Consider the following 22,267-nt stretch of genomic DNA (forward strand, 5'->3'; position numbering starts at 1 on the left):
ACCTCCGTCCCTTCCCGGTCTCCTCCTGGTCGTTCGTGCGCCGTTCAGTCGGGTGCCAGCCGGGGGCGCCGGAACCGCCAGGGCACGGCGGCCGCGCGGGCGTGGACGGCCTCCGCCGCCCTGGCCAGCTCCTCTTCCACCGTCCCGCTGGTGTCGATCTCGACCGCCTCGGGCCAGGGCGCCGCCCGCTCCGCCATCGCCGCCGCGACCGCCTGGTCGGCGTCGGAGATCCCGCCCGTACGCCCGGCCAGGCGGGCCGCGGTGACCTGCGGAAGGGCGGCGCAGCGCAGGGCCACGAGGCGGCTGTGGGTGCGGCCGGCGACTCCCCGGGCCGCCGCCCGCTGGGCCGTGTCGATCCAGGACGCGTCGAGGACGACCGGCTCGCCGAGCCCGAGCAGCCGCTCGGCCCTGGACAGCAGCTCCGCGTAGGTCTTCTCCGTCCACTCCGCCCGGTAGAGACCTTCCTCGAAGGGCGCGGCGGCACGCTCGTCCGGCGTGATGCCGGCCAGTTCCTTGCGGACGCGGTCGCTGCTCAGCAGCGTGTAACCGAGCCGGTCGGCCAGCGCGGCCGCCAGGGTCGACTTGCCGGTCCCGGGCAGCCCGCCCACGAGGACGAGGCTGACCGCGCCCGCCCGCAGGTGGCGCAGGGTGAGCTCGGCCAGCAGGCGCGCCTCGCCCGCCGCGTCCTGGTCTCCCTGCCCGTCCCGCAGGCAGGAGACCTTCGTCCGGACGAACGCCCGGTACGCGACGTAGTGGTGCCACAGCGACGACGGCGCGGGGTCGCCGGAGAACTCGGCGTACCAGCGCAGGAAGAGCTCGGCCAGCCGGGGCGAGCCCAGCCGCTCCAGGTCCATGGCGAGGAACGCCGCGTCGTCCAGGCCGTCGACGAAACGCAGGCGTTCGTCGAACTCCAGGCAGTCGAGGATCCGTGGGCCGTCGTCGAGGCAGAAGACGTCCTCGGCGAGCAGGTCGCCGTGGCCGTCGACGATCCGGCCGCCCGTCACCCGTCCGGCGAAGAGCGGTTCGCGTCCGTCGAGGAAGCTCCACGTCTCGCGTTCGATCTCTTCGATCGTCTCGGGCGCGACGGGCGCGGCCGGCAGCGCGCGGACCTGGCCGAAGCTGTCCGACCAGCGGGACCGCAGCGCCGCCCGGCCCCCCTGCTCGTCGATGCGGGGATCGCGCGGTGATCGCGCGTGCATGCTCGCGATCATCCGGGCGACCTGCCGCAGCGGCTCCTCCACCGGCTCCCCGGCGCGGACCAGTGTGGCGAGCCGCCGCTCCCGCGGCATGCGCCGCATGACGACCAGGTGGTCGCACGGCTGCCCGTCGGGGCCCAGCACGTCGGCGACGCCCTCGTAGACGTCCGGCGCGAGCCGCCGGTTGAGGGTCACCTCGTCATGACAGGCCGCCCGCCGCGCCTCCCGGGTGCTGAAGTCCAGGAAGCCCAGGCTCACCGGCTTCTTGATCTTGTACGCGTGGTCTCCCAGCATGATGACCACGGCCACGTGCGATTCGCTGATCTGTGCCCATTCGGTCATCGAGGCACCTCCGATCTCGAAGGGCCGGGAGCTCCTGGGAGGTCGCGGTGGACGGTGCCAGGCCGGTCAGCCGGCGGCTCGTCCCTCCAGGCCCGCCAGGGCGTCAGAGAACGCCCGCGCGTGCCTGAGTTCGTCGCGCCCGGTGTCCGACAGCACCCTCGCCGCGGTGCCGTCTCCGGCGGCCTCGGCCCGGCGCGCGTAGCCGGGGTACATCCGGGTGCCCTCGTCGGTCTCCCCGGCGATGGCCTCGCGCAGGTTGGTCCTCGTGTCGCGGACCAGGCCCGCCAGGGTCGCCTGCTCGGCGAAGTGCTCGGCCCGCTCGACCCGGGCGGTGCGCTGATACAGGGTGGCCAGCGCCGTGCGGCCCTCCCGCCGGGCCTGCTGGGCGTAGAGGAGATACTTGGCGTTGGCGAGAGCCTCCCCGCGCAGGGCCGTCCTGAGGTTCTCCAGCGTGCGCGGCGACGACACCTGCGGCAGACCGGCCTTGATGGCCTCCGGCTTCACGGTGACGTCCGTCGGGACGGCCGACTCGCCGGACTCGCCGCCGATCGCGCGCAGCGCCCGCTCGAACCGCGCCCGGTGCCCGGCCTCGTCGGCGGCGATCTCGTTGAACCGCCGGGCCGCGGCCGTGTCGCCGGCCGCCTCGGCCTGCTTGGCGAACCCCTTGTACATCGTGGTCGCCTCGTAGCCCTCTCCCCGGATCGTGTCCCGCAGGTTGCTCGCGTCGGTGCCGGCCAGGCCGGTCAGCCGGGCCTGCTCGGCGAAGTGCTCGTCGAGCTCGTCGGCGGCCGTCCGGTTGAAGAGCGCCCGCACCTCGGGCATTCCCTCCGCGCCGGCCTGGTCCGCGTACGCGCGGTATTTCGCGTGCGCGAACGCCTCACCCGTCATGGCGGCGTTCAGGTCGCCGCGTGTGGACGCGTGGATGTCGTCTCCGCGCGTCGACGCCGACGCGCTCGCGGCCGGAACGGCGAGAAAGGCGATCGTGCCGAGAAGGGCGGCGCCGGTGGCGCGCCACGTGGTTCCCCGGGCTTCCATGTGACCCCCCGGTGGCTCGGTTGTCCGACCCTCTCGGCCGTACCCACGCAATTCGGATAAATCGCCTAAAACGCGCAAACAGTGCATGGTGGGCGACAAAACGCGATGGCCGGTCAGGCGCCGGTCAGGTGTGCGTCAGCAGGTCGTCCAGGGGTTCGTCGCGGTGCAGGCGGCCCACGGCGTCGGCGAGAAGCGGAGCCACCGAGCAGACCTCGCGCCGCGGGCCCGCCTCCGCGTCCCCGGGAGGGGCCTCGTGGGAGCGGGCGTCGCCGGAACGGGCGTCCTGGGAAGGGGCGTCCTGGGAAGGGGCGTCTCGGGGGAGGGCGCCCTGTGCGAGGGTGTCGGTCACCAGCGGGGTTCCCGTCTCCGGCCGGTCGAGCCGCCGGGACGCCTCGCCGACGAACAGTCCGTGCGTCGCCGCGACCGCGATCTCTGGGACCGCGCCGTGCGCCAGCAGGACGTCCACCGCCGCCTCGATCGTGCCACCGGTGCTGATCATGTCGTCCACGATGAGGGCGGGGCGGCCGGCCACGTCGCCGGTGATTTCCTCCGCCACCACGCTCGTCCCGGTCAGCCTGGTCTTCCGCACCACCGCGACCGGCGCGGACAGCAGGCGGGCGTAATGCTCCGCGAGCTTGGCCGCGCCGAGATCGGGCGCGACCACGACGGTCCGCGGCGGCGTCCGGTCCCGCAGGGCCCGGGCCAGCAGGGGCACGGCGGTGAGCGACTCGGTGGGGACGCCGCAGATCGCCTCCAGCGCGTTCGTGTGCGGATCCACGACGACGACGCGCCGGGCTCCCGCGCCGGTGATCGCGTCCGCCGCGACGCGGACGCCGATCGCCTCCCCGGCCTTCCGTCGCCGGTCCTGCCGGGCGTAGCCGAAGTAGGGCGCGACCACGGTCACGCGGGCGGCTCCGCCGCGCCGGCAGGCGTCGAGGAGCAGCAGCAGTTCGACCAGATGGTCGTTGACGGGCGGGCCGGTGGGCTGGACGAGATAGACGTCCGCGCCCCGCACCCCGGTCACGGCCGGCCGCAGCTCGCCGTCGGGGAAACGCTCGACCGCGGGGGCCGGCTGTTCCAGGAACAGCTCCGCCGCCACGGCGGCCGCCAGTTCGGGATTGGCCGTGCCGGTCAGCACGCGCAACGTCATCGCGGTTCACCCCCCGCCTCGCCGTGCTCCGCGCCGTCCTCCCACGCCGCCCCGGCCGCGTCCCGTCGCTCCCGTTCCGCGCGGTTGGCGCCCATGCGGCATCCGTGCCCGAGGCGGGCTCCGCGTAACGGCCGCCCCCGGTCGCGCCCGCATAGTTGCAGAGTTTTATAATTCCGAAAAACCGCAATGGTGTGGAGGCGATGTCGGTGGGGCGTGGTCGGGCCAAGGCCAAGCAGGTGAAGGTCGCTCGCGCGTTGAAATACAGCGGCGGCGGTGATCTGGAGTCCCTGCGGCGGGAGCTGGGCGTCGGTGTGGCCGCGGGCACGGAGCCCGCCGGCAACGTGGGCGAAGCGGACATCGTCCCTTCCGCACCGGCGGCCGGGCCCGCCCCCGAGGGCGTCGAGGATGGGGCCGAGTGATGCCGGTCCCGCTCTACCAGGCCAAGGCCGAGCTGTTCAAGACGCTGGGCCATCCGCTGCGCATCCGGGTGCTCGAACTGTTGTGTGAGGGACCCCAGCAGGTCCGGGAGCTGCTGGCCGCGATCGAGGTGGAGCCGCCGAATCTGTCGCAGCAGCTGGCGGTGCTGCGCCGGGCGGGGCTGGTCACCGCACGGCGTGACGGGACGACCGTGGTCTACGAGCTGGCCGGGGCGGACGTGTCGGAGATGATGCGGGCGGCCCGCCGGATCCTCACCGAGCTGCTGGCCGACCAGTACGGACTCCTCGCCGAGCTGGAACAGACGACGTGAACCTCCAGGAGGCACTGCGCCGGCTTCCGGATCTGCTGCCCGGACGCTCCGACTGGACCGCCGCGCGCCGCTCACCGGGCCGGGACCTGGTGGCCGGGCTGATCGTCGCGGTGGTGGCACTGCCGCTGGCGCTCGCGTTCGGCGTCTCCTCCGGGCTCGGCGCCCAGGCCGGCCTGGTGACCGCCATCGTCGCCGGAGCGCTCGCGGCCATATTCGGCGGCAGCAACCTGCAGGTGTCCGGCCCGACCGGCGCCATGACCGTCGTCCTCGTCCCCATCGTGCACACCTACGGCCCCGCCGGAGTGCTGATGGTCGGCCTGATGGCCGGGCTGGTGCTCCTGGCCCTGGCCGCGCTGCGGGCGGGACGGTTCGCCCAGCTCCTGCCGACCTCGGTCGTCGAAGGCTTCACCGCCGGGATCGCCGTGGTCATCGCGCTGCAGCAGGTCCCGGCCGCGCTCGGCGTGACAGCCGGAGACGGCGAGAAAGTGTGGCAGGTAGCGGCCGGCGCCGTGGCACGCTTCGCCGCGCATCCGACCTGGGCGGCGCCGCTCATGGCGCTGGCGGTGGCCGCGTCGATGCTGGCCGGCGCCCGGCTGCGGCCGGGTGTCCCGTTCTCCCTCCTCGGCGTCGCGGTCGCGACGCTGGGCGCCCAGGTGTTCTCGCTCGATGTCGCCCGGATCGGGGCGTTGCCGGCCGGACTGCCCGCCCCGTCGCTCGGCTTCCTCCATCCCGGCATGGTGGGGACGCTCCTGCCGTCCGCGCTCGCAGTGGCGGCGCTGGCGGCGCTGGAGAGCCTGCTGTGCGCCACCGTCGCCGACGCGATGAGCGTCGGCGAGAAACACGACCCCGACCGGGAACTGTTCGGGCAGGGCATCGCCAACCTCGCCGCACCCCTTCTCGGCGGCGTGCCGGCGACCGCCGCCATCGCCCGCACCGCGGTGAACGTGCGCGCGGGGGCCCGGTCGAGGCTGGCCGCGCTCACCCACGCCGCCGTGCTCGCCGGCATCGTGCTCGCCGCCGGCCCCCTGGTCGGCCGGATCCCGCTCGCGGCGCTCGCGGGGGTGCTGCTGGCCACCACCGTCCGCATGGTCGAGGTCGGCTCCCTGCGCGCCCTGGCCCGCGCGACCCGCGGCGACGCCGTCGTGCTCGTCCTCACCTTCAGCGTGACCGTCGTCTTCGACCTCATCACCGCGGTCGCCGCCGGTCTCGGCCTGGCCGTGGTGCTCGCGCTCCGCTCGGTCGCCCGGACCTCGCGGCTCGAGCAGGTCCCACTGGACGCCGGTGATCACGGCGAGGAGGAACAGCGGCTGCTCAGCGAGCACATCGTCGCCTACCGGTTCGACGGGCCGCTGTTCTTCGCCGCGGCCCACCGGTTCCTGCTCGAGCTGTCCGAAGTGGCCGACGTCCGCGTGGTCATCCTGCGGATGTCACGGATCACCGCCCTGGACGCCACCGGCGCCCAGATCCTCGGCGACGCCGTCGTCCGCATGGAACGCCGTGGCATCACCGTTTTGATCTCCGGCGTCAAACCCGGGCACGACCAGGTCCTGGCCGCCCTCGGCGTCGCCGGCCACCTCTACCGCGACGGTCTGGTCTTCCCCGACACTCCCAGCGCCATCGCGCATGCCCGCGGCCTGCTGTACCACCACGGGCTCCTCCCGGCCGCCGGGGAACCCGGCCGCGTGACCACCACGGCGGATTCCGGCACGTAGACCGCGGGGTCGGCGGGCCGCGGACGGGTATGCGGGTAAGCAGGAGAAAGGGGCGTGCGGGCCCTCGCGGATGACGGGGACCCGAGCCGAGGGGGCGTAATGACCATGCCCACGACCATGCCCGTCGTCGTCGGCGCCGACGGATCCGAGGCGTCGCTCCGCGCCGTCGACTGGGCCGGCGAGGAGGCGGCGCTGCGGGGCGCCCCGCTGCGGATCGTGCACGCGGCGCTGCTGTGGTCCGCGTACGTGCCGCTCGTCCCGCAGCCGCCGCGGTGGGCCGCGGCCGCGGAGGCCGCGGCGGACGAGATGCTGGGCGAGGCGCTGATCCGCGCCCGCGCGGGCCGTCCCCGCCTTGAGGCCGGAACGGAGACGATCGACGGCACGGCCCGGGAGGTGCTGCTCGCCCTGGCCGGGCGGGCCCAGCTCGTGGTGGTGGGCAGCCGGGGCCACGGGGGCTTCACGGAACTGCTGCTCGGCTCGGTGCCGCGCTACCTGGCCACCCGGGCGCCGTGTCCCGTGGCGGTGATCCGCGAACGGGCGGCCGGACCGCGGCGCGGGGAGATCGTGGTCGGCGTGACCGGCCGGCCCGACCAGGAACCCGTGCTCGACTACGCCTTCCGCGAGGCCGGGCTGCGGCGGGCGGACCTGCGGGCCGTGCACGCGTGGACACAGCCCGTCTCGGCGGGCCCCGGCGACATGCTGCCGCCGGTCTTCGATCCCGAGGCCGTAGCGGAGGAGGAGGCCCGCCTGCTCGCCGAGGCGCTGGCCGGGCGGGCGGACGCGCACCCCGACGTCACCCTCGTGCAGCACGTCGTCCGCGCGCACCCCGCGAAGGCGCTGATCGACGCGGCGGCCGGCGCCGACCTCCTGGTGATCGGCGCGCACGGCAGGGCGGCCGGCGTGCTCGGCCTGGGCGCCACCGCCCACGCCGTGCTGCACCACTGCCCCGGCCCCGTGATCGCGGTACGCCACTGAACGCCCCGGCCGAGCCGGGCACGCGCCGGAGAGGGGAGGACGCTCATGACGGGCGGGCTGGTCACCGACCTCTACGAGCTCAACATGGCGGCGAGCTACCTGCGCCGGGGGATGACGGACGCCGCGACCTTCAGCCTCTTCGTGCGCAGGCCGCCGGCGAACCGCGGCTTCCTGGTGGCGGCGGGCCTGGACGACTGCCTGAGCTACCTTGAGAGCTTCCGCTTCGGCGCCGCGGAACTCGACTATCTGGGCCGCCACCTGGGTTACGACCGCGACCTGCTGCGCGCACTCGAACGCCTCCGTTTCACCGGTGACGTGTGGGCGCTGCCGGAGGGCCGGGTGGCCCTGCCGGGCGAGCCGATCATCGAGGTGACCGCCCCGATCGCCGAGGCCCAGCTCGTGGAGACCGTGCTGCTCAACCACGTCACCTTCCAGACGACCGTGGCGACCAAGGCGGTCAGGTGCGTGCTGGCGGCCGGGAAGGCGCGGGTGGTGGACTTCTCGATGCGGCGCACGCACGGCATCGAGGCCGCGATGACGGTCGCCCGCGTGTCGGCGATCGCCGGTTTCGCGGCGACGAGCAATGTGGAGGCCGCCCGCCGGTACGGGCTCTCCGCGGTCGGCACCATGGCCCATTCGTACGTCGAGGCGTTCGAGGACGACGAGGCGGCCTTCGCCGCGTTCGCCGCCGACCTCCCCGCGATCGCCCGGGCCCGTCCCGGCCGGGCGACCTTCCTGGTCGACACGTACGACACCGTCGCCGGGGTGCGGGCCGCGGTGGCGGTGGCCCGGCGCATGGGGCTGGGCGACCGGGTCGGGGTGCGGCTCGACTCCGGCGACCTTTTGGAGCTGTCCCTGGCCGCCCGCCGGATTCTCGACGAGTCGGGCATGCCCGGCGCGGAGATCCTCGCGAGCGGCGGGCTCGACGAGTTCTCCATCGCCGACCTGGTGGACGCGCGCGCCCCCATCGACGCGTACGCCGTCGGGACGAGGATGGGCGTAAGCGCCGACGCGCCGTACCTCGACAGCGCCTACAAGCTGGTCGCGTACGGCGACCGGCCGGTGATGAAGCTCTCCACCGGCAAGGTCACACTGCCCGGGGCCAAGCAGGTCTTCCGCGGCCCCGGCGGCGACGTCATCGGGCTGCGCGACGAGCCGCCGCCGCCCGGCTGCCGGCCGCTGCTGATCGAGGTCATGACGGGCGGCCGCCGCGCGGGCCCGCCCGAGGATCTCGGCGTGACGCGCGCCAGGTGCGCGGCCGACGTCGCCGGCCTGCCGGAGGCGGCGCGGGCCCTGCGCGCGCCGGTGGGGCCCCCGGTGCGGCACAGCGAGGCGCTCGACCGGCTCACCGCCGAGGTCGGCGCCAGGCTCCGGGCGGGATCGGTGAGGAGACGACCATGGAGCGGATGAACGACGAGGTGGCGGCGCTCCTGCAGGAGTACGCCGACCTGATCGCGATCACCGGCGGCGACGCGTTCAAGATCCGGGTCTACGAGAAGGCGGCGCGTTCCGTCGGCGGCTTCGCCCAGGACATCGCGGGGCTCGACGAGCGCGGGCTGCGCCGCATCCCGAACGTCGGCGCGTCCATCGCCGCGAAGATCGACGAGTACGCCCACACCGGGGCGATCCATCAGCTGGAGGAGCTGCGCGCGCGGGTGCCCGCGGGGGTCCGGCTGCTGACGACGATCCCCACGCTGGGGCCGAAGAAGGCGATGGTGCTCTACCGGGAGCGCGGCATCGACTCGGTCGAGTCGCTGGAGCGGGCCATCCACGCGGGAGCCCTGCAGGGGCTGCCCGGCTTCGGCGCGAGGACCGAGGAGAACCTGCTGCACGGCATCCAGGTGCTGGGCAAGACCGGCAGACGGGTGCACATCGGGCTGGCCATGCCGCTCGCCGAGGACATCGTGGCGCGGCTGGCGGCCGTGCCCGGCTGCGACCGCTGCGCGTACGCCGGGTCGCTGCGCCGGATGAAGGACACGATCGGGGACATCGACGTCCTGGCCACGGCCGACGACTCCGCGCCGCTGATGTCGGCGTTCACGGCGCTGCCCTGCGTCACCGAGGTCGTCGCGCGCGGTGAGACCAAGTGCTCGGTGCGGACGCCGACGCTACAGGTCGACCTGCGGGTGGTCCGCCGGGACTCGTGGGGCGCGGCGCTCCAGTACTTCACCGGATCCAAGGCGCACAACATCCGGACGCGCGAGATCGCGGTGCACCGGAAGCTGAAACTGTCCGAATACGGCGTCTTCGACGTGAACACGGGCGCCAGGATCGCCTCCGCGCGGGAGGAGGACGTGTACGCGATGCTCGGCCTGCCGTGGATCCCGCCGGCCCTGCGGGAGGACGGCGGCGAGATCGAGGCCGCCGTGCTGGGGGAACTGCCGCGCCTCGCCACGGACGCCGACATCCGGGGCGATCTGCACACCCACACCCGCCTCAGCGACGGGCTGGCCACACTGGAGGAGATGGCGGCGGCCGCCGCCGCGCGCGGGTACGCGTACTACGCGGTCACCGATCACGCGCCGAACCTGTACATGCAGCGCATGACCGACGACAAGGCGCTCGACCAGCGCGAGCGGGTGCGCCGGCTGGGCTCGGCGCATCCCGGCACGCGCTTCCTCCACGGCACCGAGCTCAACCTCGACCCGGACGGCGAGGTCGACTGGCCGCCGGAGTTCCTGGCCGGATTCGACGTGTGCGTCGCCTCCGTGCACTCCCACTTCACCCTGCCGCGGGCGCGGATGACCAGGCGGCTGGTGCGGGCGTGCGAGAACCCGCACATCAAGATCATCGGTCATCCCACCGGCAGGGTCATCGGCAGGCGCGAACCGGTCGACGCCGACTGGGAGGAGGTGTTCGCGGCATGCGCCCGCACCGGCACCGCCCTGGAGATCGACGCGTTCCCCGACCGGCTCGACCTGCCCGCCGGCCTCGCGCGACGGGCGCTCGGCCACGGCGTGGTCTTCTCCATCGGCAGCGACGCCCACGCGGTGCCTCATCTGGCCAACATGAGGTACGGCGTCGGCATCGCCCAGCGGGCCTGGCTCGACCCCGGCCACGTGATCAACACATGGCCGCCGGACCGCCTGCTGCGATTCCTCGGCGACGGGCGGGGCCGGTGAGGCCCGCGCCCCGCCTCACCAGAGCCGGCTCGACGAGGCGGCCGCGGCGATGTCCTGCGACGTGGTGGCCATCAGCTTGTCCGCCAGGTCGCCCAGCGCCCGGGCGACGGCCAGTTCGTCCCCGATCTCGGCCACCGGGCGGTCGGCCGGATTGCGCTTGGCGTGCCCGTCGCCCGTCAGACGCCCGCCGTTCCCGGTGGACAGCACGGCCCTCGCCGACGTCGCGTCGCCCTCCTCGCTGATGAAGATCTGCACGTTCCACTGCTTGGCTTCCATGGCAACCCCCTGCCAGGACGTTCGGTGCCGCATCCGGCCGCCTCACTCGTATCCACGGTACGTTCCCGCCGGGCGGACGCGGGCACGAGGTCCGGGACCGCGCTACCGGCCCCGTCACCCGCCCCGCCACCGGCGCAGCAGCAGGCGGCGCAGCTCGTCGGCGCCCCAGACGGTCACCGGGAACGGCGCCACGATGGCGAGCAGGTCCGGGGTCAGGGCCGCCGTGCCCAGCAGCGCCTGGAAGGGCGGGGCGTAGACGAGCACGGCGGCCAGGGCCAGTTCGAACGCGATGCCCCACAGCAGCAGCGGGTTCGACCAGACCCCGACGGAACGCAGTGAGGCCCGCTCGGTCCGCGCGGCGAAGGCGGTGCCGATCTGGCCGGCGACCATGCCGGCGAAGGTCATGGTGGTCGCCTGCCGGTAGGCGTGGTGCAGCGGATGGCCGGGACCCGTGGGAGCGCCGGGCCGCCAGCCGGCCCGCAGCAGCACGTAGAAGAAACCCGCCATCGACAGGACGGCGCAGACGACGCCGAGGAACAGCCAGGCGCGCACCAGCATGGCGGGGCGGATGACGCCCTCCGAGCGGTGGCGCGGGGGGCGGCGCATGAGGCCGGGCTCCGGCGGCTCGCGCCCGAGCGCGAGAGCGGGCAGCGTCTCGGTGCCGACGTCGAAGGCCAGTAGTTGCAGCACGGTGAGCGGGAGCGGGACGGCGCCCCCGGCCAGCGCGAACACCAGGAACGGGGCGACCTCGGGGGTGGTGTGGGCGAAGATGTAGCAGATGAACTTGCGGATGTTGTCGTAGATCTGCCGGCCCGCGCGGATCGCGGTGACGATGGTGGCGAAGTTGTCGTCCGTGAGCACCATCGTGGCGGCCTCCCGCGCCACGTCGGTGCCCGAGCGGCCCATCGCCACGCCGATGTCGGCGCGGCGCAGCGCGGGCGCGTCGTTCACCCCGTCGCCGGTCATCGCCACCACGTGTCCCTCGGCCCGCAGCGCGTCGGCGATCCGCAGCTTGGCCTCCGGCGAGCTCCGCGCGAAGATCAGCTGCCGGTGCTCGCGCAGCAGCGCGTCGAGCTCGTCCTCGCTCATCGCGTCGAGGCGCTCGCCCGTCACCAGGGCGGGATCGGCCGCGATGCCCACCTGCCGCGCGATCGCCGCCGCCGTCAGCGCGTGGTCGCCGGTGACCACGATGATCCGGATGCCCGCCGCGTGACAGTGCGCGACCGCCTCGGCGACCTCGGGGCGGGGCGGATCCTGCAGCGCGACCAGTCCGACCAGGGCCAGCTCGCGCTCGGCCCGGTCCCGGCTCGGCGGGGGCGGCGCGGCCGGGTCGAGCCGGCGGGCCGCCACGGCCAGCACCCGCAGCCCGCGGCGGGCGTGCGCGTCGACCACCCGCTCGACGTCCGCGCGCCGCGCGCCGGTCAGCGGCCGGATCCGGCCGCCGTCCTCCATGATGTGGGCGCAGCGCGGCAGCACCGCCTCAGGCGCGCCCTTGGTGTCCACCCAGAGCCCGCTGTCGCGTTCGTCCACGGTCGACATGCGTTTCAGCGCCGGGTCGAAGTGGAACAGGCGCACCCGGCGGCCGGGCGGCCCGGCCGGGCCCGTGGGACAGCCCAGCTCGGCGGCGGCGCGGAGCATCGCCACCTCGGTCGGGTCGCCCACGAGGCCGCCCGTCGCGTCCCTGTGGGCGTTGTTGCACATCACCATGACGGCGGCCAGCGCCGCCAGCGGTGCTGGCGCCGCCGGCGCGGCCCGTACCCGATCCTCCGGCGGGCCGCCCGCACCCGCGCCGCCGCCGAGCTCCACGGCGCCCGCCGCCGTCCAGACCGCGGTGACGCGCATGCGGTTCTCGGTGAGGGTGCCGGTCTTGTCGGTGCAGATCACGCTCGTCGACCCCAGCGTCTCCACCGCGCTGAGCCGCTTGACCACCGCCCCGCGCCCCACCAGCACGCGCACGCCCATCGCCAGCGCGAGCGTGATCACGGGCAGCAGCCCCTCCGGCACATTGCCGACGAGCAGTCCCACCGCGAACACCACCGCGTCGCCCAGCGGCAGGTGCGCCGCCAGGGCCGCGACCGGGATGAACGCCACCCCGAACAGCACCGCGATCAGCGCGATCAGCCACGCCACCCGGCGGACCTGGTCTTCGAGCGGGCTCTCCGCGCGCTCGACCCGCTCCGACAGCGCCGCGATCCGGCCCAGCTCGGTGCGCATGCCGGTGGCGAACACGACCGCCCGCGCCTGCCCCTCCGTGCACATCGTCCCGGAGAACACGAGGTCGCGGGCCCGAAGGGGGCTTTCTCCCGGGCCGGTCAGCTCGGCGGAGCGGAACACCGGCAGCGCCTCGCCGGTCAGCGTCGACAGGTCGACCTCGACCCCGCCCTCGATCAACCGGGCGTCGGCCGAGATCCGGTCGCCCTCCTCGATCACGAGCACGTCGCCGGGAACCAGCTCGGCCGCCGGGATCACCCGGGGACGGCCGTCGCGCAGCACCCGCGCCCGCGCGGGGAGATAGGCGGCGAGCGCCTCGACCGCCCGCTCGGCCTGCACCTCCTGCACGAACGCGAAGCCCGCGTTGACGACGACCACCGCGACGATCGCCGCCGCCACCGCCGTGATCCCCGCGACCCACGCCAGCACCGCCGCGGCCCACAGCAGCAACGCCAGCGGATGGGTGAACTGCCGGGCCAGCTCGCGCGGCCAGCGCCGGCCGCCGCGGCGGCGCAGCTCGTTGGGGCCGTGGTGGACCAGCCTCCGCGCCGCCTCACGGGAGGTCAGACCCGTCCGGGCGGTCCGCAGATCGCGGAACAGCGATTCGAGCCGCTCCGTGGGGTCGATTCCGGGCCGGGGGGCGGCGGCTCCGCCGGGCGGTTCACGCGGCGTCTCGCCGGGGCCCGCCTCACACCGGGCCGGCTCCGCCATGGTTACCTGACCACGGCGACGGGGCAGTGGGCGTGGTGCAGGACGGCCCGGCCGACCGAGCCGAGCAGCGCGGACGCGACGCCGCCGCGGCCCCGGGAGCCGACGACGAGCAGGCGCGACCGCCGGGAGGCGTCGCAGAGGCCGATCACGGGATGGGCGGCCGGCGTGTCCAGCTCGATCTTCAGGTCGCCGCCGTGCCGCTCACACCAGCCCGCGAGCCTTCCCATCGCGTAGTCGCGCTGCGCCCGCCGCACCTCGTCCGGGTCGAAGGCGATCCCCGGCGGGGCGTAGACCTGCGGAGGCAGCTCCCAGGCGTACACCGCGCGCACGGCGCACTCCCGCAGCCGGGCCTCCTCCACGGCGTAGGCCATCGCCGTCTCGGCGCCGGGCGAACCGTCGTATCCGACGGCGATCTCGGCACGCGCCTCGGTCGGCACCGGCCGCACGACGACCACCGGGACGGGCACGCTCCCCGCGACCCGGGCGCTGACCGAGCCGAGCAGCATGCCCGAGAAGCCGCCCAGCCCGCGGCTGCCCACGACCAGCTCGACGGCCTCGGCCGCCTGCTCGCGCAGCGCCCCGACCGGATGACCCTCCACGAGCTCGGCGGTCACGTCGATCTCCGGCCGCACCGCCCGCGCCGCGCGCTCGGCGTCGCTCAGGATCTGCCCGCCGGACCTGACCATGCGGTCGTACATGTCGGGGATCGGATAGGAGGGCACGTCGTACGGCAGCCGGTCCACGACATGCACCACACGCAGGGGAGCGCCCCTCCGCGCGGCGTCGTCGGCCGCCCACGCCACGGCCTCGGCGGCGCACGCCGAGCCGTCGGTGCCCACGACGACGGGTGCGGACATGACGTCTCCTCTCCGGAGCCGGGCGAATCCGTCCATACCCGCCGATGAGCTGATCACCCTGACCCAACCTGCCCGGATAGCGCATTCCGCTCTTCTCCGTCACCCGGAGTAATGTGGACAGCGGAGTTCACGACGCGCCGACGGGTGAAGGGAGCCGCCCATGGACGCCGTCGTCATCCGCTCGCTCGACCCCCTCATCGGGGAACTGCGATCGCGCGGGTACACCGTGGTGGGACCCGTGTCACGAGACGAAGTCATCCGCATGTCGGAGATCGACGCCGAGTCCGATCTGCCCGCCGGGCTCACCGACGAGCAGGCGCCCGGCCGCTACCGCCTGGGCCCGGCGGGCGACGGGATGTTCTTCGGCTTCGCCGCGAGCCCCGACTCGGCCAAACGGTTCACCCAGCCGCCGAGCCGGACCCTGTTCCGCATGCACGGCGAGACCGTCGAGGAACCGGAGGAGCCGGCGCCCAAGGTCGCGCTGCTCGGCATCCGGGCCTGCGATCTGGCCGCGCTGGCCGTACAGGACCGGGTGTTCCTCGGCGGCAGGCACCCCGACCCCGGCTACCGGCGCCGGCGGGAGAACCTGTTCCTCGTCGCGGTCAACTGCGCGGTGCCCGGCGGCACCTGCTTCTGCGTCTCGATGGGCACCGGGCCCAGAGCGACGAGCGGGTACGACCTGGCGCTCACCGAGCTGGCCGGCCCGCACCGGTTCGTCGCCGAGGCGGGCGGCGAGCGCGGCGCGGAGATCCTCCGGCTCCTGCCGCACGATCCGGCGACCGAGGCCGATCTCCACGCGGCCCGCGAGGTGTCCCGCTGTGCGGCCGAGCACATGGGACGGAGCGTGGACACCGACGGGATCAAGGAGCGGGTGGCCTCCGCCCCCGAGTCGCCGCAGTGGCAGGAGGTGGCCTCCCGCTGCCTCACCTGCGCCAACTGCACGATGGTCTGCCCCACCTGCTTCTGCACCACCGTGGAGGACTTCACCGATCTCGGCGACGGGACCGCCGGGCGGACCGAGCGGTGGGACTCCTGCTTCACCCTCGGATTCACCGAGGTCGGCGGGGCCCCGGTCCGCGGGTCGGGGGCCGCCCGCTACCGCCAGTGGCTGACGCACAAGTTCTCGACCTGGTTCGACCAGTTCGGCACGTCCGGCTGTATCGGCTGCGGGAGGTGCATCACGTGGTGCCCGGTGGGGATCGACGTGACCGAAGAGCTGGCGAAGCTGCGATGACCGCCCAGGCCGTGCCCGGAACCGCGTCCCAGGCGGTGCCCGGGACCGTGCCCGGGACCGTGCCCGAGACCGTGCCCGAGACCGTGCCCCCGCCGTGGCCGCAGACCCGGCCCGGGCCCGCGCCGGAGCCCGCGCCGCGGGCGCGTCCGATGACCCCGGCGCCGTACCGGGTGCGGTCGCGGCGGCCCGACCGGGCCGACACGGTGACGCTGTCGCTGGAGCCGGTGCGCGGCAGGTGCGCGCCCGCCCTGCCCGGCCAGTTCACCATGCTGTACGCCGCGGGGGTCGGCGAGGTGCCGATGTCGGTCAGCGGCCGGACCAGGCACGGCGGGTACGTGCACACCGTCAGGGCGGTCGGCGCGGTCAGCGAGGCCCTGTGCGCCAAACGGCCGGGAGAGATCATCGGAGTGCGCGGGCCGTTCGGCACCGCCTGGGACCTCGCCGCGGCGGAGGGCCTCGACGTGGTCGTGGCCGCGGGCGGGCTCGGCATCGCGCCGCTGCGTCCCCTGGTGCGCGAGCTGCTCCGGCGCAGATCCGGCTACGGGCGGATCAGCGTGATCATGGGCACCCGCACCCCCGCGACCCTCGTCTACGCCCGCGAGCTCGCCCACTGGCGTGAGTACGGGCTGGACGTGCAGGTGACCGTCGATCATCCGGATCCGGCGGACGCCGGGTGGACCGGGCCGGTCGGCCTGGTCACCCGGCTCATCGACCGCGTGGTGTTCCAGCCCCGGAGCACCTTCGCCTACGTCTGCGGGCCCGAACCCATGATGCGCGCCACCGCCGCCGAGCTGACCCGCCGCGGGGTGGCGCCGGAGCGGGTGGAGCTGTCGATCGAGCGCAACATGAAGTGCGGCATCGGCTGGTGCGGCCACTGCCAGCTCGGCCCCCTGATGCTGTGCCTGGACGGCCCCGTGGTCAACTACGGCCGGGTGGCCCACCTGCTCGCCGTGCGGGAGCTGTGATGGGCGCGACGGGGCGGGACGGCGTCCCGCGGCTGGCGGTGTGGAAGTTCGCCTCGTGCGACGGCTGTCAGCTCACCCTGCTCGACTGCGAGGACGAACTGCTGTCCGTCGCGGCCCGGGTGGAGATCGCCTACTTCCTGGAGGCGTCGAGCGCGGCCGGGCCGGGGCCGTACGACCTGTCCCTGGTCGAGGGGTCGATCAGCACGCCCGACGACCTGGAACGGATCCGGCACGTGCGCCGGGTGTCGAGGCGCCTGGTCACGATCGGCGCGTGCGCGACGGCCGGGGGCATCCAGGCGCTGCGCGACTTCGCCGACGTGCGGGAGTTCGCGTCCGTCGTGTACGCCCGGCCCGAGTACGTCGCGACCCTGGACCGCTCGACCCCGATCTCGGCCCATGTGCCGGTCGACTTCGAGCTGCGCGGCTGCCCCATCGACCGGCGGCAGCTGCTTGAGGTCGTCGCGGCCTTCCTGGCGGGACGCCGGCCGGTCGTGCCGCCGCACAGCGTGTGCGTGGAGTGCAAGGCCCGCGGCAACCCCTGCGTCATGGTCGCCCACGGGACGCCCTGCCTGGGTCCCGTCACCCAGGCGGGCTGCGGGGCGCTGTGCCCGGCGTTCAACCGGGGGTGTTACGGCTGCTTCGGCCCGATGGAGAGCCCCAACGCTCGTGCGCTCAACCGGCAGCTGCGCGAGCTCGGCATGAGCACGCCGGAACTCGTCCGCGTCTACCGCACCTTCAACGCGACCGACGAGCCCTTCCTGCGGGCCGGTGACGCGGCCGCCGATGAGGCCGCCCGCGAGGCCGGTGACGCGCCGTGACGCACAAGACCGTCAGCGTCGGCGGCCTGTCGCGGGTGGAGGGCGAGGGGGCGCTGACCCTCCGCGTCAGGGACGGCCGCCTCGCGGGCCTGGAGCTGCGCATCTACGAGCCGCCGAGGTTCTTCGAGGCGCTGCTGCGCGGCCGGGCCTACACCGAGCCGCCCGACATCACCGCGCGGATCTGCGGCATCTGCCCCGTGGCGTACCAGATGAGCGCGTGCCAGGCCATCGAGGCGGCCTGCGGGGTGGAGGTGACCGGGCCGCTTCGCGACCTGCGCCTGCTGCTCTACTACGGCGAGTGGATCGAGTCGCACGCCCTGCACGTCTACCTGCTGCACGCGCCCGACTTCCTGGGGTACGAGAGCGGGCTGGCGCTGGCGGCCGACCGCCGCGACCTCGTGGAACGGGGCCTCGCCCTCAAGAAGGCGGGCAACGAGCTGGTCGCCGCGATCGGCGGGCGGCCGATCCACCCCGTGAACGTCAGGGTCGGCGGCTTCTACCGGGTGCCGGGGCGGCGCGAGCTGGCTCCGGTCGCCGAGCGGCTGCGCCGGGCCCTCGACCAGGCGCTGGCGACGGTCGAGTGGGCGGCGTCCCTCGACTTCCCCGACGTCGAACACGACTACCGCTTCCTCGCCCTGCGCCACCCCGGCGAGTACGCCATCCTGTCCGGCTCCGTCGCCACCGGCGACGGCGTGGGCTTCCCGGTGTGGGAGTGGCCCGAGCACGTCACCGAGGAGCAGGTGCCGCACTCCACCGCGCTGCACGCCCGGCTGGACGGCGTCGCCGGATATCTCGCGGGGCCGCTCGCCCGCTACGCCCTCAACTCCGCCCAGCTCTCCCCGCTCGCCCGCGAGGCCGCCGCCGGGGCCGGGCTGGGCCCGGTCTGCCGCAACCCGTTCCGCAGCATCGTGGTGCGCTCCGTGGAGATCGTGCACGCCTGCGCGGAGGCGCTGCGGATCATCGATGAGCTGACCGAGCCGGAGGCGCCCGCGGTGCCCGTGGAACCCCGCGCCGCCACCGGCCACGGCGCGTCCGAGGCGCCCCGCGGCACCCTCTATCACCGTTACCGGCTCGGCCCTGACGGGCTGATCGCCGAGGCCGACATCGTGCCGCCCACGGCGCAGAACCAGGCCCGCATCGAGGCGGACCTGCGGGCGGTCGTCGAGCCGCGCCTCGACCTGCCCGGCGACGAGCTGGCCGCGCTGTGCGAGCGGGCGATCCGCAACCACGATCCGTGCATCTCCTGCTCCGCCCACTTCCTGGACCTTCATGTCGACGCCCGGTAGGACCGTGGTCGTCGGCTTCGGCGGCGTGTGCCGGGGCGACGACGCCGCGGGCATCGAGGTCGTGCGGCTGCTGCGCGGGACGCTCCCGCCGCAGGTCGCACTGGTGGAGAACCGCGGGGACGCCGCCGAGCTGATCGAGAGCTGGTCGGGGGCCGACCTGGCCGTGGTCGTCGACGCCGTCCGCTCCGGGGCCCCGCCGGGGACCGTGCACCGCTGCCATGCTCTGGCCCCGGGCGCGGGACGGCACCTCGGCTCGCACGGTCTGGGCCTGCGGGACGCGGTCGAGCTCGCGCGCGCGCTCGGCCGGCTGCCCCGGCGGCTGCTGATCGTCGGGATCGAGGGCGCCGACTTCACCCTCGGGGCGGCGATGACGCCGGCCGTCCGGCGAGCCGCGGGCGCCCTGGCCGACGAGCTGGCGGAGCGGTTCACCCGTCCGGCGCCCAAGGCGGAAGGGCCGGCCGAGGGGAGGAGCCCATGATCATCGCCGGAGTGGACGGCTCGCGCGCCGGTCTCGAGGCGGCCGTGTGGGCGGCCAGGGAGGCGGCCATGCGCCACGTCCCCCTGCGCGTCGTCCACGCGATTCACGCCTGGACCGGCGCCGCCGTGGTGGACCCCCGGATCGGGGCCGTGGCCGAGTGGATGCGGCGGGAGGCCGGGGCCCTGCTCGCCGAGACGGTGACGCGGGCCCGGCACGAGGCGCCGGGGATCGAGGTGGAGGCGGTGACCCTGGACGGCGACCCCCGCCGGGCACTCGTCGACGCGGCGGGCCGGACGGATCTCCTCGTCGTCGGCAACCACGGGCTCGGGGGCTTCCGCGGGCTCCTGCTCGGATCCGTCGCGTACGGCGTGGTCGCGCACGCGGCCTGCGACGTGGTCGTCGTGCGGGAACTGCCCGCCGTCGAGCGGAACGAGCTGGTGGTGGGCGTGGCCGGTTCGCCCGGCGGCCGGGCCGTCCTGGCGTTCGCCTTCGCCGAGGCGTCGCTGCGGAACGCCCGGCTGCGGGCCGTGCACGCCTGGAGCCCGCCCGTGTCGGTCAGCGTCCTCACTCCCGGCGCCGACGAGGCGAGCGAGGAGCAGAGCGAGACGCGGCTGCTGACGGAGGCCCTCGCGGGCTGGCGGGAGCGCTACCCCGAGGTGGAGGTGATCGAGGAGGTCGCACGCGGGCATCCGGTCGACGTCCTGCGTGCCTCCTGCGCCGGGGCCGACCTGCTGGTCCTCGGCTCGCACGGGGACGGGGAGTTCGCCGGGCTCGTGCTGGGCTCGGTCAGCCAGGCCATGCTCCACCACGCGCCCTGCCCGCTCGTGATCGTCAGGCTGGGCGGATGAGACGTCGTCTCGCGCTGCTCGGCGCGACGCTCGGCGCGCTCGCGGCGGGCGGTCTCCTGCACTGGACGGGGGCCGCGGCCGCGGGCGACGCCGTCTGGGCGGCGGGCACGACCCTGGCCCTGATCCCGGCCGTCTGGTGGGTGGTGAGCGCGCTGCTCGCCGGGCGGCTCGGCGTCGACGCGATCGCGGCGCTCGCGCTGGGCGGCGCCCTGGCGGTCCGGGAGTACCTCGCCGGAGCCGTGATCGGCGTGATGCTGGCGGGCGGCCGGGTGCTGGAGGACCACGCCCTCAGCCGGGCCCGCCGCGATCTGACGGCGCTGCACGAGCGGACGCCGCGCTCCGCCCGCCGCTACGAGGACGGCGTGCCCCGCCTCGTCCCGGCCGGGGACGTCCGGCCCGGTGACCGGCTGCTCGTGCCCAGCGGCGAGACGGTGCCCGTCGACGGCGTGGTCGCCTCAGGCGACGCGCTGCTCGACGAGTCAGCCCTCACCGGCGAGTCGCTGCCCGTCGAGCACCGGGCGGGGGAGTGCGTCCGGAGCGGCGTGGTCAACGTCGGCCAGGCGTTCGACATCCGGGCGACGGCGACCGCCGACGCCAGCGCCTACGCCGGTGTGGTCCGGCTGGCGCGTGAGACGGAGGCGGGCTCCGCCCCGGTCGTCCGCCTGGCCGACCGGTTCGCCGCGTGGTTCCTGCCGCTCACCCTGCTGCTCGCCGGGGGCGCCTGGCTGGCCTCGGGCGACGCCGTGCGGGCGGTGGCCGTGCTGGTGGTGGCGACGCCGTGCCCGTTGCTGCTGGCCGCCCCCGCCGCCATCGCCGCGGGTCTGTCCCGTACGGCACGGCACGGCGTGATCGTCAAGGGCGGCGGCGCGCTGGAGACCCTCGGCCGGGCCCGCACCCTCGTGCTCGACAAGACCGGCACGCTCACCGAGGGGCGGCCCCGGGTAGTCGACGTCGTCGCCGCGCCGGGCGGCGATCCGGAACGGGTCCTGCGCCTGGCGGCGGCCGTGGACCAGATGTCCGCCCATGTGCTGGCCGCGGCCGTCGTCGGCGCGGCGCAGGCCAGGAAGCTGGACCTGCCCGAGCCGCGGGAGGTGTCCGAGATCCCGGGCACCGGCACGGCGGGGCTGGTCGGCGGGCGCCGCGTGCGCGTCGGCAGGCTCGACGGCGCCCGCCCCGGCGGGTGGGTGGCGGCGCAGCGGGCCAGGGCGGCGCTGGACGGGGCGATCACCGTCTGGGTGACCGTGGACGACGAGGTGAGCGGGGTGGTCCTGCTCCGCGACGCCGTACGGGGGGACGCCGGCCGGACGCTGCGGCGGCTGCGCGCGGCGGGGATCGCCAGGGTCGTGATGCTCACCGGCGACCGGGCCGAGGTCGCCGAGGCCGTGGCCGCCGTGCTCGGGATCGACGGGGTGCTGGCCGAGCGCACCCCGCTGAGCAAGGTGGAGGGCGTGCGGGACGAGGCGCGGCGAGCTACGACGATCATGGTCGGCGACGGGATCAACGACGCGCCCGCGCTGGCCGCGGCCGACGTGGGCGTGGCGATGGGAGCCCGGGGGACCGCGGCGTCGGCGGAGGCGGCCGACGTGGTGCTGACCGCCGACCGCATCGACCCGATCGCGGACGCGATGGACGTGGCGCGCCGGACCCGCCGCATCGCCGTGCAGAGCGCCGGGGCGGGGATGGGGCTGTCCCTGCTCGCGATGGCGGTTGCCGCCGCGGGGGCGATCGTGCCCGCCGCTGGCGCCGTCGTGCAGGAACTGATCGACGTGGCCGTGATCCTCAACGCCCTCAGGGCGCTGCGCGCCGCGCGCGGGACCCGCCTGCCGGTGGACCGGCCCACGGCGGACCTGCTGCGGCGGTTCGAGCGGGAGCACGCCGAGCTGCGCCCGCCGCTCGACATGATCAGGGCCGTGGCCGACCGCGTCGGCCTGCTCCCGCCTGACGAGGCGCTGGCCGATCTGCGGGGGGTGCGGGAGTTCCTGGCGGACGAACTGCTGCCGCACGAACACGACGAGGAGGCCAGGCTCTACCCGGCGATCGCCCGGGTGCTGCGGGACCCGGAGGCGACCGTGACGATGAGCAGGGCCCACGCGGAGATCGACCGGCTGGTGGGGCGGCTCGACCGCCACCTCCGGATGGCGGGCGACGCGGGCCCCCGCCCCGATCAGCTCGACGACCTCCGGGCGTGCCTCTACGGCCTGCACGCCGTGCTGACCCTGCACTTCGCGCAGGAGGAGGAGGCCTACTTCTCGCTCGTGACCGGTCCCGCCGGACAGTGACAGGCCGGACAGTGACAGGCCGGA

19 protein-coding genes are annotated in these 22,267 nt (G+C 75.0%); 13 read left to right on the forward strand and 6 right to left on the reverse strand.

Features of this window, described 5'->3' with window-relative positions; genetic code table 11:
* Positions 1–44: 44 nt before the first annotated feature.
* The 3 genes from JOL79_RS08825 to JOL79_RS08835 all read right to left on the reverse strand — a co-directional run bounded on the left by JOL79_RS08825 (position 45) and on the right by JOL79_RS08835 (position 3,723).
* On the reverse strand, positions 45–1,538 hold the full coding sequence (locus JOL79_RS08825; protein WP_210155229.1) for a bifunctional aminoglycoside phosphotransferase/ATP-binding protein: 1,494 nt from the start codon (positions 1,536–1,538) through the stop codon (positions 45–47).
* Between the two features lie 66 nt (positions 1,539–1,604).
* On the reverse strand, positions 1,605–2,573 hold the full coding sequence (locus tag JOL79_RS08830) for a ferritin family protein (protein WP_210155230.1): 969 nt from the start codon (positions 2,571–2,573) through the stop codon (positions 1,605–1,607).
* A gap of 124 nt (positions 2,574–2,697) precedes the next feature.
* Entirely contained in the window at positions 2,698–3,723 is a 1,026-nt protein-coding gene (locus JOL79_RS08835; RefSeq protein ID WP_210155231.1) for a ribose-phosphate diphosphokinase, read from the reverse strand.
* A 206-nt stretch (positions 3,724–3,929) separates the two neighbouring features.
* On the opposite strand from JOL79_RS08835, the gene JOL79_RS08840 reads away from it, so the two are divergent.
* The 6 genes from JOL79_RS08840 (at position 3,930) to polX (ending at position 10,280) form a co-directional block, all read left to right on the forward strand.
* Positions 3,930–4,142 (forward strand): DUF3073 domain-containing protein, encoded by a 213-nt coding sequence (locus tag JOL79_RS08840; protein WP_210155232.1) that lies wholly within the window; start codon positions 3,930–3,932, stop codon positions 4,140–4,142.
* Complete coding sequence (locus JOL79_RS08845; protein WP_210155233.1) at positions 4,142–4,471, forward strand: ArsR/SmtB family transcription factor; 330 nt, start codon at positions 4,142–4,144, stop codon at positions 4,469–4,471. The genes JOL79_RS08840 and JOL79_RS08845 overlap by 1 nt, the downstream gene beginning before the upstream one ends.
* On the forward strand, positions 4,468–6,183 hold the full coding sequence (locus JOL79_RS08850; RefSeq protein ID WP_210155234.1) for a SulP family inorganic anion transporter: 1,716 nt from the start codon (positions 4,468–4,470) through the stop codon (positions 6,181–6,183). Before JOL79_RS08845 ends, JOL79_RS08850 begins: the two co-directional genes overlap by 4 nt.
* A gap of 99 nt (positions 6,184–6,282) precedes the next feature.
* Positions 6,283–7,158: a universal stress protein gene (locus JOL79_RS08855; RefSeq protein WP_210155235.1), complete on the forward strand. Its 876-nt coding sequence runs from the start codon at positions 6,283–6,285 to the stop codon at positions 7,156–7,158.
* Positions 7,159–7,203: 45 nt separating this feature from the next.
* Positions 7,204–8,568, forward strand: a complete 1,365-nt coding sequence (locus tag JOL79_RS08860) for a nicotinate phosphoribosyltransferase (protein WP_210155236.1) — start codon at positions 7,204–7,206, stop codon at positions 8,566–8,568.
* Positions 8,556–10,280 carry a DNA polymerase/3'-5' exonuclease PolX gene (gene polX, locus JOL79_RS08865; RefSeq protein ID WP_210155237.1) on the forward strand — a complete coding sequence of 575 codons (1,725 nt, stop codon included), beginning with the start codon at positions 8,556–8,558 and terminating at the stop codon, positions 10,278–10,280. The genes JOL79_RS08860 and polX overlap by 13 nt, the downstream gene beginning before the upstream one ends.
* A gap of 15 nt (positions 10,281–10,295) precedes the next feature.
* Here polX and JOL79_RS08870 read toward each other — a convergent pair whose 3' ends face one another.
* The 3 genes from JOL79_RS08870 to JOL79_RS08880 all read right to left on the reverse strand — a co-directional run bounded on the left by JOL79_RS08870 (position 10,296) and on the right by JOL79_RS08880 (position 14,335).
* Positions 10,296–10,556, reverse strand: coding sequence for a DUF1876 domain-containing protein (locus JOL79_RS08870; RefSeq protein ID WP_210155238.1), 261 nt, complete (start codon positions 10,554–10,556; stop codon positions 10,296–10,298).
* A gap of 114 nt (positions 10,557–10,670) precedes the next feature.
* Complete coding sequence (locus tag JOL79_RS08875; RefSeq protein WP_210155239.1) at positions 10,671–13,478, reverse strand: cation-translocating P-type ATPase; 2,808 nt, start codon at positions 13,476–13,478, stop codon at positions 10,671–10,673.
* A 2-nt stretch (positions 13,479–13,480) separates the two neighbouring features.
* The gene (locus JOL79_RS08880) at positions 13,481–14,335 is read right to left on the reverse strand and encodes a universal stress protein (RefSeq protein ID WP_210155240.1); all 855 of its coding nucleotides are present in this window, start codon (positions 14,333–14,335) and stop codon (positions 13,481–13,483) included.
* A 160-nt stretch (positions 14,336–14,495) separates the two neighbouring features.
* Here JOL79_RS08880 and JOL79_RS08885 point away from each other — a divergent pair, with 160 nt between their 5' ends.
* The 7 genes from JOL79_RS08885 to JOL79_RS08915 are packed head-to-tail and all read left to right on the forward strand — an operon-like array spanning position 14,496 to position 22,243.
* Positions 14,496–15,569: a 4Fe-4S dicluster domain-containing protein gene (locus tag JOL79_RS08885; protein ID WP_210155241.1), complete on the forward strand. Its 1,074-nt coding sequence runs from the start codon at positions 14,496–14,498 to the stop codon at positions 15,567–15,569.
* Positions 15,566–16,534, forward strand: a complete 969-nt coding sequence (locus JOL79_RS08890; protein WP_230984523.1) for an iron-sulfur cluster-binding protein — start codon at positions 15,566–15,568, stop codon at positions 16,532–16,534. Before JOL79_RS08885 ends, JOL79_RS08890 begins: the two co-directional genes overlap by 4 nt.
* The gene (locus JOL79_RS08895; protein WP_210155242.1) at positions 16,534–17,352 is read left to right on the forward strand and encodes an NADH-quinone oxidoreductase subunit B family protein; all 819 of its coding nucleotides are present in this window, start codon (positions 16,534–16,536) and stop codon (positions 17,350–17,352) included. Before JOL79_RS08890 ends, JOL79_RS08895 begins: the two co-directional genes overlap by 1 nt.
* Positions 17,349–18,638: a Ni/Fe hydrogenase subunit alpha gene (locus JOL79_RS08900; RefSeq protein WP_210155243.1), complete on the forward strand. Its 1,290-nt coding sequence runs from the start codon at positions 17,349–17,351 to the stop codon at positions 18,636–18,638. The genes JOL79_RS08895 and JOL79_RS08900 overlap by 4 nt, the downstream gene beginning before the upstream one ends.
* A complete protein-coding gene (locus JOL79_RS08905) occupies positions 18,622–19,116 on the forward strand; it encodes a hydrogenase maturation protease (RefSeq protein ID WP_210155244.1) in 495 nt (164 codons plus the stop codon). Before JOL79_RS08900 ends, JOL79_RS08905 begins: the two co-directional genes overlap by 17 nt.
* The gene (locus tag JOL79_RS08910; protein WP_210155245.1) at positions 19,113–19,964 is read left to right on the forward strand and encodes a universal stress protein; all 852 of its coding nucleotides are present in this window, start codon (positions 19,113–19,115) and stop codon (positions 19,962–19,964) included. Before JOL79_RS08905 ends, JOL79_RS08910 begins: the two co-directional genes overlap by 4 nt.
* The gene (locus tag JOL79_RS08915; protein WP_210155246.1) at positions 19,961–22,243 is read left to right on the forward strand and encodes a heavy metal translocating P-type ATPase; all 2,283 of its coding nucleotides are present in this window, start codon (positions 19,961–19,963) and stop codon (positions 22,241–22,243) included. Before JOL79_RS08910 ends, JOL79_RS08915 begins: the two co-directional genes overlap by 4 nt.
* Positions 22,244–22,267: the final 24 nt, after the last annotated feature.

The organism is Microbispora oryzae, from assembly GCF_017896165.1.
Classification (GTDB): domain Bacteria; phylum Actinomycetota; class Actinomycetes; order Streptosporangiales; family Streptosporangiaceae; genus Microbispora; species Microbispora oryzae.

What these genes read in the sequence shown, in the direction of transcription:
- JOL79_RS08890 (WP_230984523.1), top strand. Translation starts at nt 15,566, where the DNA reads ATGACCGCCCAGGCCGTGCCCGGAACCGCGTCCCAGGCGGTGCCCGGG.
- JOL79_RS08875 (WP_210155239.1), bottom strand. Translation starts at nt 13,478, where the DNA reads ATGGCGGAGCCGGCCCGGTGTGAGGCGGGCCCCGGCGAGACGCCGCGT.
- JOL79_RS08860 (WP_210155236.1), top strand. Translation starts at nt 7,204, where the DNA reads ATGACGGGCGGGCTGGTCACCGACCTCTACGAGCTCAACATGGCGGCG.
- JOL79_RS08880 (WP_210155240.1), bottom strand. Translation starts at nt 14,335, where the DNA reads ATGTCCGCACCCGTCGTCGTGGGCACCGACGGCTCGGCGTGCGCCGCC.
- JOL79_RS08915 (WP_210155246.1), top strand. Translation starts at nt 19,961, where the DNA reads ATGAGACGTCGTCTCGCGCTGCTCGGCGCGACGCTCGGCGCGCTCGCG.
- JOL79_RS08895 (WP_210155242.1), top strand. Translation starts at nt 16,534, where the DNA reads ATGGGCGCGACGGGGCGGGACGGCGTCCCGCGGCTGGCGGTGTGGAAG.
- JOL79_RS08830 (WP_210155230.1), bottom strand. Translation starts at nt 2,573, where the DNA reads ATGGAAGCCCGGGGAACCACGTGGCGCGCCACCGGCGCCGCCCTTCTC.
- JOL79_RS08845 (WP_210155233.1), top strand. Translation starts at nt 4,142, where the DNA reads ATGCCGGTCCCGCTCTACCAGGCCAAGGCCGAGCTGTTCAAGACGCTG.
- JOL79_RS08855 (WP_210155235.1), top strand. Translation starts at nt 6,283, where the DNA reads ATGACCATGCCCACGACCATGCCCGTCGTCGTCGGCGCCGACGGATCC.
- JOL79_RS08870 (WP_210155238.1), bottom strand. Translation starts at nt 10,556, where the DNA reads ATGGAAGCCAAGCAGTGGAACGTGCAGATCTTCATCAGCGAGGAGGGC.
- JOL79_RS08835 (WP_210155231.1), bottom strand. Translation starts at nt 3,723, where the DNA reads ATGACGTTGCGCGTGCTGACCGGCACGGCCAATCCCGAACTGGCGGCC.
- JOL79_RS08910 (WP_210155245.1), top strand. Translation starts at nt 19,113, where the DNA reads ATGATCATCGCCGGAGTGGACGGCTCGCGCGCCGGTCTCGAGGCGGCC.
- JOL79_RS08825 (WP_210155229.1), bottom strand. Translation starts at nt 1,538, where the DNA reads ATGACCGAATGGGCACAGATCAGCGAATCGCACGTGGCCGTGGTCATC.
- JOL79_RS08885 (WP_210155241.1), top strand. Translation starts at nt 14,496, where the DNA reads ATGGACGCCGTCGTCATCCGCTCGCTCGACCCCCTCATCGGGGAACTG.
- polX (WP_210155237.1), top strand. Translation starts at nt 8,556, where the DNA reads ATGGAGCGGATGAACGACGAGGTGGCGGCGCTCCTGCAGGAGTACGCC.
- JOL79_RS08905 (WP_210155244.1), top strand. Translation starts at nt 18,622, where the DNA reads ATGTCGACGCCCGGTAGGACCGTGGTCGTCGGCTTCGGCGGCGTGTGC.